Source organism: Oceanicola sp. 22II-s10i (assembly GCF_002210105.1).
Lineage (GTDB): Bacteria > Pseudomonadota > Alphaproteobacteria > Rhodobacterales > Rhodobacteraceae > Pseudooceanicola.
The window spans coordinates 46,396-60,543 of the sequence record NZ_AQQU01000003.1 but is presented as its reverse complement, the minus strand read 5'-3'; the positions used below and the strand labels follow the sequence as shown (position 1 = coordinate 60,543).

The 14,148-nt window shown below is 68.0% G+C and carries 14 protein-coding genes and 2 tRNA genes; 7 read left to right on the top strand and 9 right to left on the bottom strand.

Annotated elements, in window-relative coordinates; genetic code table 11:
* Positions 1 to 43 precede the first annotated feature (43 nt).
* The gene (locus ATO6_RS10405; protein ID WP_088623938.1) at positions 44 to 1,651 is read right to left on the bottom strand and encodes a hypothetical protein; all 1,608 of its coding nucleotides are present in this window, start codon (positions 1,649 to 1,651) and stop codon (positions 44 to 46) included.
* A gap of 74 nt (positions 1,652 to 1,725) precedes the next feature.
* Positions 1,726 to 2,910, bottom strand: a complete 1,185-nt coding sequence (pgk, locus tag ATO6_RS10400) for a phosphoglycerate kinase (protein ID WP_088623937.1) — start codon at positions 2,908 to 2,910, stop codon at positions 1,726 to 1,728.
* 153 nt (positions 2,911 to 3,063) lie between these two features.
* On the opposite strand from pgk, the gene ATO6_RS10395 reads away from it, so the two are divergent.
* Together ATO6_RS10395 and ATO6_RS10390 are read left to right on the top strand one after the other, a co-directional pair.
* The gene (locus ATO6_RS10395; protein WP_088623936.1) at positions 3,064 to 3,570 is read left to right on the top strand and encodes a peptidylprolyl isomerase; all 507 of its coding nucleotides are present in this window, start codon (positions 3,064 to 3,066) and stop codon (positions 3,568 to 3,570) included.
* Positions 3,563 to 4,117 (top strand): peptidylprolyl isomerase, encoded by a 555-nt coding sequence (locus ATO6_RS10390; protein ID WP_088623935.1) that lies wholly within the window; start codon positions 3,563 to 3,565, stop codon positions 4,115 to 4,117. The genes ATO6_RS10395 and ATO6_RS10390 overlap by 8 nt, the downstream gene beginning before the upstream one ends.
* Before the next feature lie 169 nt (positions 4,118 to 4,286).
* On the opposite strand, the gene ATO6_RS10385 is transcribed toward ATO6_RS10390, so the two are convergent.
* Positions 4,287 to 4,697: a SufE family protein gene (locus tag ATO6_RS10385; RefSeq protein WP_088624197.1), complete on the bottom strand. Its 411-nt coding sequence runs from the start codon at positions 4,695 to 4,697 to the stop codon at positions 4,287 to 4,289.
* A 145-nt stretch (positions 4,698 to 4,842) separates the two neighbouring features.
* On the opposite strand from ATO6_RS10385, the gene ATO6_RS10380 reads away from it, so the two are divergent.
* Positions 4,843 to 5,340 (top strand): hypothetical protein, encoded by a 498-nt coding sequence (locus tag ATO6_RS10380; RefSeq protein WP_088623934.1) that lies wholly within the window; start codon positions 4,843 to 4,845, stop codon positions 5,338 to 5,340.
* A 24-nt stretch (positions 5,341 to 5,364) separates the two neighbouring features.
* On the opposite strand, the gene rnd is transcribed toward ATO6_RS10380, so the two are convergent.
* The 4 genes from rnd to ATO6_RS10360 form a co-directional block, all read right to left on the bottom strand.
* Positions 5,365 to 6,522, bottom strand: coding sequence for a ribonuclease D (gene rnd / locus ATO6_RS10375; protein ID WP_088623933.1), 1,158 nt, complete (start codon positions 6,520 to 6,522; stop codon positions 5,365 to 5,367).
* 93 nt (positions 6,523 to 6,615) lie between these two features.
* Entirely contained in the window at positions 6,616 to 7,206 is a 591-nt protein-coding gene (purN, locus tag ATO6_RS10370; protein WP_088623932.1) for a phosphoribosylglycinamide formyltransferase, read from the bottom strand.
* A complete protein-coding gene (gene purM / locus ATO6_RS10365) occupies positions 7,203 to 8,258 on the bottom strand; it encodes a phosphoribosylformylglycinamidine cyclo-ligase (protein ID WP_088623931.1) in 1,056 nt (351 codons plus the stop codon). Before purM ends, purN begins: the two co-directional genes overlap by 4 nt.
* An 86-nt stretch (positions 8,259 to 8,344) precedes the next feature.
* A complete protein-coding gene (locus tag ATO6_RS10360) occupies positions 8,345 to 9,199 on the bottom strand; it encodes an MBL fold metallo-hydrolase (RefSeq protein WP_088623930.1) in 855 nt (284 codons plus the stop codon).
* Positions 9,200 to 9,283: 84 nt separating this feature from the next.
* On the opposite strand from ATO6_RS10360, the gene ATO6_RS10355 reads away from it, so the two are divergent.
* Positions 9,284 to 9,359 (top strand) — tRNA-Ile (locus ATO6_RS10355).
* Positions 9,360 to 9,686: 327 nt separating this feature from the next.
* Here ATO6_RS10355 and ATO6_RS10350 read toward each other — a convergent pair.
* A tRNA-Asn gene (locus ATO6_RS10350) sits at positions 9,687 to 9,761 on the bottom strand.
* A gap of 78 nt (positions 9,762 to 9,839) precedes the next feature.
* Positions 9,840 to 10,757, bottom strand: a complete 918-nt coding sequence (locus ATO6_RS10345; protein ID WP_088623929.1) for an MBL fold metallo-hydrolase — start codon at positions 10,755 to 10,757, stop codon at positions 9,840 to 9,842.
* Between the two features lie 42 nt (positions 10,758 to 10,799).
* Here ATO6_RS10345 and ATO6_RS10340 point away from each other — a divergent pair, with 42 nt between their 5' ends.
* From ATO6_RS10340 to ATO6_RS10330, 3 genes are all read left to right on the top strand, one after another.
* Entirely contained in the window at positions 10,800 to 12,104 is a 1,305-nt protein-coding gene (locus tag ATO6_RS10340) for an ATP-binding protein (protein WP_088623928.1), read from the top strand.
* A gap of 87 nt (positions 12,105 to 12,191) precedes the next feature.
* Positions 12,192 to 12,530 carry a monooxygenase gene (locus ATO6_RS10335; protein ID WP_088623927.1) on the top strand — a complete coding sequence of 113 codons (339 nt, stop codon included), beginning with the start codon at positions 12,192 to 12,194 and terminating at the stop codon, positions 12,528 to 12,530.
* A 99-nt stretch (positions 12,531 to 12,629) separates the two neighbouring features.
* Positions 12,630 to 14,147, top strand: a complete 1,518-nt coding sequence (locus ATO6_RS10330; protein ID WP_088623926.1) for a GMC oxidoreductase — start codon at positions 12,630 to 12,632, stop codon at positions 14,145 to 14,147.
* The last annotated feature ends 1 nt before the right edge of the window (position 14,148 follow it).

Sequence of the window (14,148 nt, the reverse complement as noted above, 5' to 3'; positions counted from 1 at the left end):
CGACGGGGATGCAATTCTGGTGGCGCTAACGCGATGCCCCCCGTTATTGCGGGGTATATCGACCGGGCAGGTCCATCTGCGACCAGGCCCGCAGCCCCAGAACCGCGGCCTCGTCCGACGTCTTGCGCCACAGTGCCTGCGCCTCGGGTCCGGCCAGCCGCGCGCGTTCGTCCATGAGCTCCAGCATCAGCGCGCTTTCCGCATCGCCGAGCGCGGCCCCCAGCCCGGACCACAGCGCGGCTATGCTGTAGGATCGCAGCACCCCCTCGCCCGTCGCCCGCGCCACCGCCTGTTCGCGGATGCCCGCCACGGTCTGCAGGGGCTCGACCGGGTGATCGACCTTGCCCACCATGTCGAACTGGATGCGCAGGATGTCCTCGAACCCCAGCCGGGCCTCGATATCGTCCAGCACGGCGACCGCGCCCTTGGTCCGGGTGGCCCCGGCGATCATCGCCAGCTTGTAGGCCTGTTCGTCATCCGTGCCCGCCGTGCTCCTGGCCAGTGCCAGCGCCGCCTCGCCATCGCCCTTGTCCGCCAGCGGCGTCAGGAGCGACGTGCCAAAGGCGACGTGACGCGGCACGCCCGTGCCGGTGAGGAACGCGAGGCCCAGCTTGCGGCGGTCGGCCTCGGAGAGGGTCGAGGCATCGTTCATCGCCTGCCCAACGAGGGCCGCCGGCAAGAGTGCCGGCGCCGATTGCATCGGGCGCAGCCCCAGTCGGGGCTGCAGGTCGATCAGCGCGCGGCCCGGTCCTTCGTCGTCATAAGTCTCAAGATCGAGGTAGACGGGTTCCGCCGGATCGAAACCGGTGTCCAGATATATCGCCCGCGGGTCCGCGAGGAAGGCCGCCCAGGTCGTCGAGACCGAGTTCAGGACGGCGGTCTGCGTGTCCGCCCATTCCGGCGCGTCGACGGTCAGGCCGATCATTGCGGACTGCAGGAACTGCACGGCCGCCTGCCCGGCCGTCTGGGGATCGAGCAGCGGCGGCGGCAGGAAGCCCTTGACGCTGTCCCAGCCCCCGAGGTTTTCCAGCCCGAGCGCCGCGGATTTCAGGTAGGCCACCGGGATCGGATCGCGGGGTTCGTCATCCTCGAACCAGAGGTAGTCGAAATCGGCGGTCAGGTCGGCCGCGGCAAAGCCGTCGATCATCGCCCGCATATGCACGAACGCCCCGCCCGAGGGCACATCGTAATCCAGATCCACCGTCACCGTGGGCACCCGGATCGTTCCGACCAGCCCGATCCCCCCGGCCATCGCCCGAACCGGCAGGTCGAGACAGTCGGGCGACACCGACACGCCGGAGGCGAGACCCACGAAACGCATCCGGTCGACCTCGTCCAGCGCGGCGGAGCGCAAGGTCAGCCGGTCGAGCGTGACGGTGCAGAATTCCTTGGTCTGCCATGGCACGGGCGGATAGAGCGTCACGTCGCTCAGCCGCAGTTCGCCGGTCATGGGCGATACGGTCATGTCGCCATAGACCACGTCCATCTGGGTCCGAAGCGCCATGATCCCGGTCTGGACCGCGCGTTCGATCAGCCGTTCCGGCTTGATGATGTCCCACAGGCTGGGACCATCCTGCGCCTGCACCTGCGCGGCGGGGGAAATAATGAAGGCCGCAGTCAGCGCGGCGGTAATGGTCGGGTAAAATCGCATGATGAAAGCATCCCTTTCGCTGGAGGAATGCGTTCATCAAACACCCTGAGGGCCGTCCGGATCAAGTCCGGCGATCAGCCCTCGAGCGCGGCGACGCCCGGCAGGGTCTTGCCTTCCATCCATTCGAGGAAGGCCCCGCCCGCCGTCGAGACATAGGTGAACGCCTCGGCCGCGCCGGCCTTGTTCAGCGCCGCGACCGTGTCGCCGCCGCCCGCGACCGAGATCAGCTTGCCCGCCTTGGTCAGCAGGGCCGCCGCACGGGCCGCCGCGTTGGTGGCGGTGTCGAAGGGCTCGATCTCGAACGCGCCGAGGGGGCCGTTCCAGATCACCGTGGCGGCGCCCGCGAACAGGTCCTCGATCCGTTTCACGGCCTCGGGCCCGGCATCGAGGATCATCGCGTCGTCGGGGCATTCCGTCGCCGGAACCGTCTCGTTCTCGGCCCCGGCCTTGAACTCGCGCGCGACCACCACGTCCGAGGGAAGGACGATGTTGCAGCCCAGATCCAGCGCCTTGAGGCGGATCTGCTCGGCCGTCTCGGTCATTTCGTGTTCACACAGCGACTTGCCGACGTCGATGCCCCGCGCGGCGAGAAAAGTGTTGGCCATGCCGCCGCCGATCACGAGGTGGTCGACCTTTTCGACGAGGTTGCCCAGCAGGTCGAGCTTGGTCGACACCTTGGCCCCGCCGACCACTGCCACCACCGGCCGTTTCGGCGTGCCGAGCGCGGCCTCGAGCGCCTCGAGTTCCGCCTGCATCAGACGGCCCGCGCAGGAGGGCAGCAGACGCGCGACGCCCTCGGTCGAGGCATGGGCACGGTGCGCGGCGGAAAAGGCATCGTTGCAGTAGATGTCGCCGAGCCCGGCCAGACGGGCACAGAAGTCGGGATCGTTCTTTTCCTCGCCGGGATGGAAGCGGATGTTTTCCAGCAGCAGGACATCGGCCTCGCCCTGTTCCTCGGTCCCGGCCTCGAGCGCTTCAAGGGTTTCGACGAAGGTCACGGACCGGCCAAGCGCGGCGCGCAGGGCGGGCAGCGTGACCCGCAGGCTCATTTCCGGCACGACCTTGCCCTTGGGGCGGTCGAAATGGGCGATCAGGACGGGCTTGCCGCCCCTGGCGAGGATGTCGAGCACGGTCGGAACGATGCGCCGGATGCGGGTGTCGTCAGTGACTTTGCCCTTGTCCACCGGGACGTTGATATCCACGCGGCAGAGAACCCGTTTGCCCGCGAGATCCATCTCGTCCAGCGTCTTCCAGCCCATGTTCCAATCCCTTGAAGCCCAATGTCCGCGCGCTTCATGGCGGGTGATCGCGGAAGGGTCAACAGGGGCACCTTGGCAAAATGGGCCGCAGGCCTTAGGGGTAGCGCAAACACTCGTTTATAGTGTGTTTCCATACGTCAAAGGAGCGCCGCGATGGCCGATTACAAGGACCCCGAGAACACCATCCTGATGGAGCTGAAGGACGGCACCGTCGTCATCGAGCTGCTGCCCGACGTGGCACCCCAGCACAGCGAGCGGATGAAGGAACTGGCGCGCTCGGGCGCCTATGACAACGTGGCCTTTCACCGGGTGATCGACGGCTTCATGGCCCAGACCGGCGACGTGCAGTTCGCCAACATGGAAAACGACTTCAACATCCGACGCGCGGGCACGGGCGGGTCGGATCTGCCGGACCTGCCGGCCGAATTCTCGCGCCTGCCGCATGACCGCGGGACGCTGGGCGCGGCCCGGTCGCAGAACCCGAACTCGGCCAACTCGCAGTTCTTCATCAACTTCAAGGACAACCACTTCCTGAACGGGCAGTACACGGTCTATGGCCGCGTCGTGTCGGGCATGGAGCACGTGGACAAGATCGTCCGCGGCGAGCCGCCGATGAGCCCGGACCGGATGATCTCGGTCAAGGTGGCGGCAGATGCGTAAGGTCGCGCTTGCACTGGTTCTGGCAGGGCTGCCCGCCCTGCCCGCCCTTGCCGCCGGTCTCGACATCGAGATCCGGGGCGAGGCGAACGGCACCGTCCATATCGAGCTGGCCGAGGATGTCGCGCCCGCGCATGCGGCGCGGCTGAAGGCGCTGGCCGAGGCGGGGGCCTATGACGGCGTCTATTTCCACCGCGTGATCGAGGGCTTCATGGCCCAGACCGGCGATGTGGAGTTCGCGAAACAGGGCGGCGACATGCGCCGCGCCGGGATGGGCGGATCGTCCGAGACGGACCTGAAGGCCGAATTCTCGGACGTGCCGTTCGAGCGCGGCACGGTCGGCATGGCGCGCTCGCAGGATCCCGACAGCGCCAATTCGCAGTTCTTCATCATGTTCGCCCCCGCCCCGCATCTGAACGGCCAGTACACGGTCGTCGGGCGCGTGACGGAAGGCATGGACGTGATCGACGCGATCAAGCGCGGCCAGGGCGGGAACGGCCAGGTCGTGGGCGAGCCGGACCGGATGGAAAGCGTCACCGTCACGGAGTGACGCAGGTGCGCGGTGTCCCGTCCGGGTGATGTTGCCGGGCGGGGTTGCGCGGGGCTGGCGCGCCCCGCGCCCAAGTGGGGGCTCTGCCCCCGCCGCGGCCTGAAGGCCGCGACTCCCCCGAAGTATTTGGAACCAGAAGAAGCAGGGGATCCGCGCCCGGAATTGGGCGTCAGGCTGCTGCGGCGGCGGTTTCGCGGATACGGGCGATCATCGCGCGCAGGCCGTTGGAGCGCTGTGCGGAGAGGTGATCCTGCAGCGAGAGGCGGGCGAGTTGGCCACCGGCATCCACCTTGGGGACCTCGGCCACCGGCAGATCGTTGTAGAGCGCGCGCAGGACGGCGATGAGGCCGCGAACGATCAGCGCGTCGCTGTCGCCGTCGAAGGTGAAGGTGCCGCCCTCGATCCTGGGATGCAGCCAGACCTGGCTGGCGCAGCCGTCGACCTTGGTCGCGGGCGATTTCAGCGCGTCGTCGAGCGGCGGCATGGCCTTGCCCAGTTCGATCACGTGGCGATAGCGGTCTTCCCAGTCCTCGAGGAACTCGAAATCCGCGACGATGTCTTCGAAGGCGTCCTGTGCCATGCGCATCCCCCTGTTCCGCCCCGAGGTATGCGCACCGGGGGCCGAGGTCCAGAGGGGAGTGGCAAATGGGGCGCCTTGCCGCTTTTCAACGCCGTGCCGATCGGTTAACCCCATGGGGACCACGCGACGCAAAGGCCGGCCACGAATGCGCAAGACCATCGCCCTGCTGCTGATCTCTTCCACGCTTCTGGCCGGATGCGGCGGGTCGCGGCTGAATCCGATGAACTGGTTCGGCGGGGCCCGGTCGACGCCGCGCGCGGATGCGAACCCGCTGATCCCCGAGTCGTCGGGCTTTTCGCTGCGCCGCCAGCCGCGTGTCTATGCCGGCACGCCGGTGGACCAGATCACCGGCCTGACCGTGGAGCGTATCCCCGGCGGCGCGATCATCCGCGTCGAGGGCGTGGCCGACTACCAGGGCGCCTACGAGGTGAAGGTCGATCCGGACACCGAAGGCGACGAGGCGGTCGACGGGGTGCTGGCCTATACGCTGAAGGCTCGCAAGACCGCGCGGCGCTTTGCCGTCGTGGGCCCGGTGCAGACCCGCCGGATCACCGCCGCGCATTACGTGTCGGACGAGGTGCTGCGCGAGGTGCGGACCATCCGCGTCGCGGGCGTGCGCAACGTGATGACCGTCCGGCGCTGAGCCGGAAGGCCGCCCGCGCGACCGTCAGAGTTCGAAGATTTCCACCTGGGCGCCACGGGCCGCCAGCCCGACCTCGCCCTTGCAGAGCCGCAGCGCATCCGCGCCGAAGACCTCGTGCCGCCAGCCCGACAGCGCGGGCACGTCGCGGTAGCCCGCAGCAATCGCGTCGAGATCCGAGGTCGGCGCGATCAGCCGCGCAGCGACGCCGGAGGCATCGCTTTTCGCCTTCAGAAGGACGCGCAGCAGGTCGGCCAGGGCCGGGTTCACCTGCATCTTGTCGCGGCTGGTGTCGACCTTTGGGAAGTCCTCGGGCGGGCAGTCGTTCCCGGCCTTGACGGCGGCGAGGATGCCGTCGGCGATGTCGCCCTTGCGCGCCTCGCGCAGCAGCAGGCGGGACCGGCCGAGGTCGTTCAGGCTGGTCGGCTTGGTCGAGGCCAGCTCGACCAGCGCGTCGTCCTTGTAGACCCGGTTGCGCGGGATGTTGCGGCTTTGCGCATAGCTTTCACGAAAGCGCGCAAGTTCCCGCAGCACCGCCAGAAACCGGCCGGAATTCGTGCGGGTGCGGACCCGTTCCCACGCATCCTCGGGGTGGACGATGTAGGTTTCGGGATCGGTGAGGATCTGCATCTCCTCGGCCACCCACTTCTCGCGACCGGCCGACTTGATCTGCTTGTCGAGGAATTCGTAGATCTGGCGCAGGTGCGTGACATCGGCCAGCGCGTATTTCTTCTGGGCGTCGGTCAGCGGGCGGCGCGACCAGTCGGTGAAGCGCGAGGACTTGTCGAGCTGCTGGCGGGCGATCTTCTTGACCAGCGTCTCGTAGCCCACCTGTTCCCCGAAGCCGCAGACCATCGCCGCGACCTGCGTGTCGAAGAGCGGTTCTGGGATCACGCCCGCGTCGACCTGGAAAATCTCCAGATCCTGCCGCGCGGCGTGGAAGACCTTGACGATGGAGGTATCGCGGAAAAGCTCGTGCAGCGGTTCCAGCGACATGCCCTCGGCCAGCGGATCGACCAGAACGGCGTTGCTGTCATCCTTGCCCGGCAGGGCCAGCTGAACGAGGCAGAGCTGGGAATAATACGTCCGTTCGCGCAGGAACTCCGTATCGACCGTTACATAGGGCTGCCCTTTTGCCGATGCGCAATAGGCTGCCAGTTCCTCGGTCGTCGTCAAAGTCTTCATATGGACCCGTTATCGTTGTCGCCGGTCCCCGCCCGGCGTCCGGGCGTCATAGCGTAAACTCCTTCGCTTGGGAAGGATTGCGGCAGGCGGACCTTAGGGAAGGTAAAGCGGCGTGCGGTCGCCGGAGGCGAATCGGCGCAGCACGGCGGGGTAGAGTTGATGTTCCTGCGCCAGAACGCGGGCGGCCAAAGCGGCGGGCGTGTCGCCCGGCAGGACCGGCACACGGGCCTGTCCGAGGATCGGGCCGTCGTCCAGTTCCGCCGTCACCTCATGGACGGTGCAGCCGGCCTCGGTCTCGCCCGCCTCAATCGCGCGGGCGTGGGTGTGCAGACCGCGATACTTCGGCAGCAGCGAGGGATGGATGTTCAGCATCCGGCCCTGCCAGCGGCGGACGAAGCCTTCGGTCAGCACCCGCATGAAACCGGCGAGGCAGACGATGTCGGGCCGGGCCGCCTCAAGCGGTTCCGACAGCGCCGCCTCGAAGGCCGGGCGATCGCCCTTGAACGGCTTGTGGCTGACGGCGGCGGTGGCGACACCCATGTCGCGGGCGCGGACCAGACCGGCCGCGTCCGGGTCGTTCGACAGGACGAGAACGGGACGCGCGGGGTGGTCGCCGGTCATGCTTTCGACCAGCTTGACCATGTTCGACCCGCCGCCCGAGACGAGGATGGCGACACGCTTCAAAGAAGCGCGCCCCGGTAGCTGACCCCCTGCCCTTCGGCGATCCGGCCGATCTCGGCCACGTCGTGACCCGCCGCCTCGAAATGCGCGCGGGCGGCGGCGACCTTGTCCGCGGGAACCACGGCGATCATGCCGATGCCGCAGTTGAAGGTCTTGAGCAGTTCGCGTTCGTCGATGCCGCCCTGCTCGGCCAGCCAGCCGAAGATCGGCGGCAGCGGCCATGCGCCGAGGTCGATCTCGGCCCCCAGCCCGTCGGGCAGGACGCGCGGCAGGTTCTCGGTCAGGCCGCCGCCGGTGATGTGCGCCAGCGCGTTGACGCAGTCGTCCTTGACCGCCGCGATGGCCCCTTTGACGTAGAGCGTCGTCGGCGCCAGCAGCGCCTCGCCCAGCGTCCCCTCGCCCCATGGGCAGGCCGCATCCCAGCCGAGGCCGGAGCGTTCGACCAGCCTGCGGACGAGGCTGTAGCCGTTGGAATGCACGCCGTTCGACGCGATGCCGAGCAGCACGTCGCCCGAGGCGACGCCCTGCGGCAGGTCGCTGCCGCGTTCCATCGCGCCGACCGCAAAACCGGCGAGGTCGAAATCGCCCTCGGGATACATGCCCGGCATTTCCGCCGTCTCGCCGCCGATCAGCGCGCAGCCGGAGCGGACGCAGCCCTCGGCGATGCCCTCGATCACACGCGCGGCGTGGTCGACCGACAGCTTGCCGGTGGCGAAGTAGTCGAGGAAGAACAGCGGCTCGGCACCCTGGCAGACCAGGTCATTGACGCACATTGCGACAAGGTCGATGCCCACGCCGTCCACGAGGCCGGTGTCGATGGCGATGCGCAGCTTGGTGCCAACGCCGTCGGTCGCGGCGACGAGGATCGGATCGGTGTAGCCCGCCCCCTTGAGGTCGAACAGCGCGCCGAAGCCGCCGAGACCGGACATCGTGCCGGGACGGTTGGTGCGTTTCGCGGCGGGCTTGATCCGCTCGACAAGGGCGTTGCCCGCGTCGATATCCACGCCCGCATCCGCATAGGTGATGCCGTTTTTGCCCGTGCCCGTGCCGCTCATTCCCGCCCTCCGGTGGTGTCGCGCCTCCGATAGATCGGATCAGGCCGCGAGTCCACCGGCGGCGCGGGGTCTGCGGCCTCCGGCGCTCAGATTTCCGGGATGATGCGCCAAGCGTCGCCATCCGGCTCGACACGGCACCAGCCGGGGAACGGCGTGTGCATGCCCGCGCAGGGCCAGCCGTTCTCGACGATCCGCGCCAGCGCCTTGCGGCGCGAGGCCGCCGCCTGCTTCTGGTCGAGGTCGTAGAGCACGGACCAGTCCGGGAACGGCGCCTGCCAGAACCACGCATGCGCGAGGTCGGCGAAGATGAACAGCACCTCGCCCCCGCTCTCGATCAGCACCCCGGAATGGCCCGGCGTATGGCCCGGCATTGTGACATAGGTCAGGCCCGGCATGATCTCGGCATCGTCCGCCACCAGCCGCATCCGCCCCGTGTAGGGCGCGCAGCAGGCACGGGCACGGGTCACGGCGGTCTGCCGCGCCTCGTTCAGCCCGGCAAAGATCGCGTCGTCGTGGTTGAAGTCGTAGTCGGATTTCGTGACCACCACCTCGGCCCTGGGAAAGAAGGGCTCACCATCCTCGCGGCGCAGCATGTTGCCCCAGTGATCGACATGCAGGTGCGTCAGGACCAGCGTGTCGATGTCCTCGGGCTTGAACCCGGCAGCCGCGAATGCTTCGGGGAACTTGCCCGCGTCCTTGTTGAAATCGGGCGGCGAGCCGGTGTCGACCAGAACGGTCCCGCCCGGCCCCTCGATCACGAAGCAGTTGACCGAGGTCATCCGCTTGCGCGTGAACTCCACCCCCATCCGGTCGCAATAGGCCTGCGCCTTGGCCTCGTCGAAATCCGGCATCAGGCCGATGTTGCCCATCATCGCGCCGTCCTGCAGCGCGGTGATGCGGAAATCGCCGACCTGTTTCGTCACCGGGGCTGTGCTGGTCATGTCCCTGTCTCCCTTTTGCGGCGCAGGTTACGTGCCGCCCGCCTTGACCGTCCAGAGAGGTTTCCCATAAAGCAGGGACATGGCGGGCCTGTAGCTCAACGGTTAGAGCAGAGCGCTCATAACGCTTTGGTTGGGGGTTCAAATCCCTCCGGGCCTACCAAGACGCCAGACCATCCGGTGTTGCCCGGGACAAGGCCGACGCACCACGCAGGCATCAGCTCCGCAAGGAGATTGCCGCCGCCTTTCGCGTGTCTGGCATGTGCGATGTGGTCGAGGGCGATTGCGTGACCGGCCAACGCGTTACATCGCCCTGTTCACAGGACACCGCCGCAATACGCTCCGGACCGGCATGGCTTCGGGAGATGGTTATGCAGAGCGCGCGCGGAAGACGTGGCACGACCCAATGCCGTCAGGCCATTCAGGGCGCAAACTGAACGCCGAAGACCCTCGTCGAGGGGTCATTCAGTAACGAGCTGAATGGGGATTTTGGCTCCGGCGGTAGGGATCGAACCTACGACCAATTGATTAACAGTCAACTGCTCTACCGCTGAGCTACGCCGGAACACAGCGCGGTCTATAACAATCTGATTCCGGGGCGGCAAGGGAGAAACCGCGGGAAAGTTCGGGAAAATTTCCGGGGTCAGCCCCGGAGGGCAAAGACCGTGGCCGCGGTCAGCTCCCCCTGAGGCTCGACGCGAGATTTCACCATCAGATCAATGAGATGCGCAAGGACGTTGCGGGCGGCGGCGGGGATCAGTGCGGGGGCGACGTCGGTATAAACGCGTTCCGCAAGGGTTCGCGCGTCGGCCGGTCCGGCCTCAAGCGCCTCGAGTATCGCGGCCTCGCGCGCGCGGCGGTGCGCGATCAGCCAGTCGATGCGGGCCATCGGGTCCTCGACCGGGGCGCCGTGGCCGGGCAACAGGCGGTGCGGCGCAAGGGCGCGGAGCTTGTCGCAGGAGGCCATGAAATCGGTCAGGTCGCCGTCCGGCGGCGAGACGATGGAGGTCGACCAGCCCATCACCAGATCGCCGGCAAAGACCAACCCGTCCATGTCGAAGACCGCGTGGTTGCCGAAATGTCCCGGCGTCCAGTGGGTCGTCACCGCCCAGCCGTCGCCCGTGACCGTCTCGCCGTCGGCGATCAGGCGGTCGGGGGCGAAGTCCGGATCAGCGCCCTCGCCCCCGCCGAGCGTGCCCGCGCGGGCGAGGCGTTGCATCACCTCGGACTGGCCGGCGGAGGAATCGCCATAGGCGAGGATCGGTGCGCCGGTGGCGGCCTTCAGCTCGTCGGCCAGCGGTGAGTGGTCGTTGTGGCTGTGCGTGACGAGGATGTGGCTGACGTGCTGGCCGGGCTCGATGGCATCCAGGATCGCCGCCAGATGCGCCGCGTTGCGCGGGCCGGGGTCGATCACGGCGATGCCGGGGCCTTTGCCCAGCAGGTAGGTGTTGGTGCCGCGATAGGTGAAGGCCGACGGGTTGCCGCAGAGAATGCGACGCACGCCCGGCGCAACGGTTTCGGCGATGCCCGGTTCGGGGTTGAAATCGTCGGGGGCCTGCATGGTCTCTTCCTTCCGTCTGGGCGCGCGCATAGGGTCTAGCGCATGTTCTTCGGCTGGCTCAAACGATATGTGCCACGGGGCCTGATCGGCCGCGCCACGCTCACGCTCATCCTGCCGGTGGTCGTGATCCAGCTTGTCGTGTCCATCGTCTTTATCCAACGACATTTCGAGGATGTGACGGATCAGATGACCACCGCGGTTAGCCGCGAGCTCGATCTGCTGCTGGCGGCCACGCCGGGTCCGGGCGGCGTGCCGCCGATCGGCCTGACCGAACCGCTGGGGATGCAGGCACGGGCGATCACCGAGGCAGAGATCCCGCCCGCCGACGACCGGGTCTGGTACGACTTTTCCGGCGGCATCGTGACGGAACGGCTCAAGTCGTTCCATCCCGGCCTGCGCCGCGTGGTGCTGGAGGTGGAGCGGAACGTCTACCTCTACATCGACACGCCCGAGGGACCGATCGAGCTGATCTTCGACCGGGAGCGGGTCTCGGCCTCGAACCCGCACCAGCTGCTGGTGAACATGGTGTTCTTCGGCGGCCTGATGACGGCGATCGCCTATGTCTACCTGCGCAACCAGCTGCGTCCGATCACCCGGCTGGCCGAGGTGTCGGCGGCCTTCGGACGGGGGCGGAACCTGCCCTACAAGCCGGGCGGCGCGACCGAGGTCCGGGCGGCGGGGCAGGCATTCGTCGACATGCGGCACCGGATCGAACGCTATGTCGAACAGCGGACGCTGATGCTGTCCGGGGTCAGCCACGACCTGCGGACACCCCTGACGCGGCTCAGGCTGGGCCTGTCGCTGCTGGACGACGAGGACCGCGAGCCGCTGGAGCGTGACGTGGCCGAGATGCAGGAGATGATCGAGGGCTTCCTCTCCTTCGCCCGCGGCAGCGCCGAGGATGCGCCGGAACCGGCGGAGCCCGTCCAGCTGGTGCGCGAGATCGTGGCGGACGCCCGGCGCGGCGGGGCCGAGGTGAGCCTGGGCGAGGTGCAGGGCGCGGGAGTGATGGACCTGAGGACGCCCGCCGTCCGGCGCGCGGTCGAGAACCTGATCGGTAACGCGGTGCGGCACGGGACACGGGCCGAGGTCTCGGTCGTGCTGGGCGAAAAGAGCCTCAGGATCAGTGTCGAGGACGACGGGCCGGGCATCGCCGAGAAGGACCGCGAGGCGGCGATGCGGCCGTTCCAGCGGCTCGATCCGGCGCGCAACAGGAACAAGGGCGGCGGCGTCGGGCTGGGCCTGTCGATCGCCGCCGATGTGGCGCGGGCGCATGGCGGGGTCCTCCGCCTGGGGGTCAGCAAGACGCTCGGCGGACTGAGGGCCGACCTGGTGATCGCCCGCTAGCCCGGTTCACGCATGGAGCGGGGCCGGAATGTCGTTGACTCTCCGGGCGCGGGACGCGGACACTCCCCGCATAGGGAGGACATCACCATGATTATCGCACTCGTCCAGATTCCGGGCATCCAGCGCAGCGAGGCGGATGCCATCAAGGCGGCGCGCGGCTCGGCCCCCACCTTCACCGGGATGCCGGGGCTCAAGCGGAAATACTACCTGAACGGCGAGGCCGGGGGTGGCGGCGTCTACCTGTGGGAGTCCCGCGAAGCGGCAGAGGCCTGGTATGACGAGAACTGGGCCGACAACATGGAAAAGAAGTTCGGCGCGCGTCCGATGCTGACCTATTACGAGAATTACGTCGTGGTCGACAACGATGCCGACGAGGTCCGGGTGCATGGCGTGCCCGAGGCGCGGACGGATACCGCAGCCGAGTGAAATGACGCCAGCGGCGTCCGGCCGGACACGGCGGGGCGCCCGCGTGAACGACCAGCAACCCGCGCGGGAGTCAGCACGCGGGACCGGGGGAGGAACCACATGCAGGCTGAGACGACCGAAGCGGTCGTGATCGGCAGCGGCTTCGGCGGGTCCGTGACCGCCGCGCGGCTGGCCGAGGGCGGGGTCAAGGTAACGGTTCTGGAACGCGGCCCGTGGTGGGACACGGTGCCGGTCCGGTCGATGGGCATCGCGGATCGCACGCCGCTGCCGCGTGGCATGCGCCTGTTCGCGCGCGCTGTCCGGTCGGTCTATCACCCATGGCTGCCGTGGGGACGCACGCGGGTGAACCGCCGGGGCCTGTTCGAGGTCTATTTCTCGCGCGGGATGGAGGTGGTCTGTTCCTCGGGCGTGGGCGGTGGCAGCCACGTCTATTCCGCATTGCACCGCCGTCCGGCGCGTCCCGATTACTGGGACGGGCTGTGCGACGATCTGGACGAGGCGGCGATGGCCCCGCATTACGCATCCTTCCTCGCCCGCGTCGGTTCTGCCCGGCCGGGCCCGAACAATGCGCCGCCGCATGGCGCGGTCGAGATCTACTCCAACCATCCCGACTTCGCGCCCGCGATCCCCAAGGACGAGGTGCGCGTCGGGTTCCGGTTCCCCGAGGATCCGAAGAACCCCAGACTGGTAAAGACCGAGGCCGGGATCGACCGCTGGGAAACCGACTATGCGACCGGGGATCATGGCTTTCTCGGCGCGCCGTCGGGGTCCAAGTCGACGATGGACTTCATCTATCTCGGCCCGGCCATGCGGCAGGGTCTGGAGGTCAGGGCGATGTGCGAGGTGATCTCGATCACCGCGCTGCCCGAGGGCGGCAAACGGTTCCGCATCGACTACACCGACCACGACGGCGGGGGCCGCAAGGCCATCGAGGCGGATCACGTCTTTGTCGGCGCGGGGACGCTGAACACCCTGCGTCTGCTGCTGGAAAGCCGTGACCGCTATGGCGGGCTCAAGGGGATGCCGGGGCTGGGCAAGCGCTTCAGCGGCAACGGCGACATCCGGGGATTCTGGGACCTGAACGACGCGGACCGCGATTATTCCGAGGGCACGCCCAGCAAGGGCGCCATCAAGATGCGCGACGACGCCTTTCCGCAGGTCGGCATCGGGCGCAACAACATGCCCAGCGTCAACGCCTATCCCTTCCCGCGTTTCCTGCGCGAGCGGCTGAAGCGCGGGATGGTCGTCAGCGGCATGGGCGAGGATGCGATGGACGGTGTCGCGACCTCGGAGGGGCGGCGGTTCCGCATCCGGTTCGATCCGAAGAACAGCCCGATCTACGCGCAGATCTACGAGGTCATGCAGGAAATGGCGCGCCGGTCCGGGCGCAAGATCTACGCCGGCAAGACACCCGCCACTGTCCACCCGATGGGCGGGGCCTGCGTGGGCCGCCCCGAAGAAGGCGGCGTCGTCGGGGCCAATGGCGAAGTGCATGGCGTGCCGGGGCTTTACGTGGTCGACGCGGCAGCCTTCCCGCGCCCGACAGCCGCGCCGCCGACGCTCAGCATCGGGGCCTGGGCCGAGAATGTCGCGGCGCGGTTCCTGGCCGCACGATGAG

Excerpts from the sequence above, each read along its gene's own strand:
- ATO6_RS10405 (WP_088623938.1), bottom strand. The coding sequence starts at position 1,651 with ATGCGATTTTACCCGACCATTACCGCCGCGCTGACTGCGGCCTTCATT.
- pgk (WP_088623937.1), bottom strand. The coding sequence starts at position 2,910 with ATGGGCTGGAAGACGCTGGACGAGATGGATCTCGCGGGCAAACGGGTT.
- ATO6_RS10395 (WP_088623936.1), top strand. The coding sequence starts at position 3,064 with ATGGCCGATTACAAGGACCCCGAGAACACCATCCTGATGGAGCTGAAG.
- ATO6_RS10390 (WP_088623935.1), top strand. The coding sequence starts at position 3,563 with ATGCGTAAGGTCGCGCTTGCACTGGTTCTGGCAGGGCTGCCCGCCCTG.
- ATO6_RS10385 (WP_088624197.1), bottom strand. The coding sequence starts at position 4,697 with ATGGCACAGGACGCCTTCGAAGACATCGTCGCGGATTTCGAGTTCCTC.
- ATO6_RS10380 (WP_088623934.1), top strand. The coding sequence starts at position 4,843 with ATGCGCAAGACCATCGCCCTGCTGCTGATCTCTTCCACGCTTCTGGCC.
- rnd (WP_088623933.1), bottom strand. The coding sequence starts at position 6,522 with ATGAAGACTTTGACGACGACCGAGGAACTGGCAGCCTATTGCGCATCG.
- purM (WP_088623931.1), bottom strand. The coding sequence starts at position 8,258 with ATGAGCGGCACGGGCACGGGCAAAAACGGCATCACCTATGCGGATGCG.
- ATO6_RS10360 (WP_088623930.1), bottom strand. The coding sequence starts at position 9,199 with ATGACCAGCACAGCCCCGGTGACGAAACAGGTCGGCGATTTCCGCATC.
- ATO6_RS10345 (WP_088623929.1), bottom strand. The coding sequence starts at position 10,757 with ATGCAGGCCCCCGACGATTTCAACCCCGAACCGGGCATCGCCGAAACC.
- ATO6_RS10340 (WP_088623928.1), top strand. The coding sequence starts at position 10,800 with ATGTTCTTCGGCTGGCTCAAACGATATGTGCCACGGGGCCTGATCGGC.
- ATO6_RS10335 (WP_088623927.1), top strand. The coding sequence starts at position 12,192 with ATGATTATCGCACTCGTCCAGATTCCGGGCATCCAGCGCAGCGAGGCG.
- ATO6_RS10330 (WP_088623926.1), top strand. The coding sequence starts at position 12,630 with ATGCAGGCTGAGACGACCGAAGCGGTCGTGATCGGCAGCGGCTTCGGC.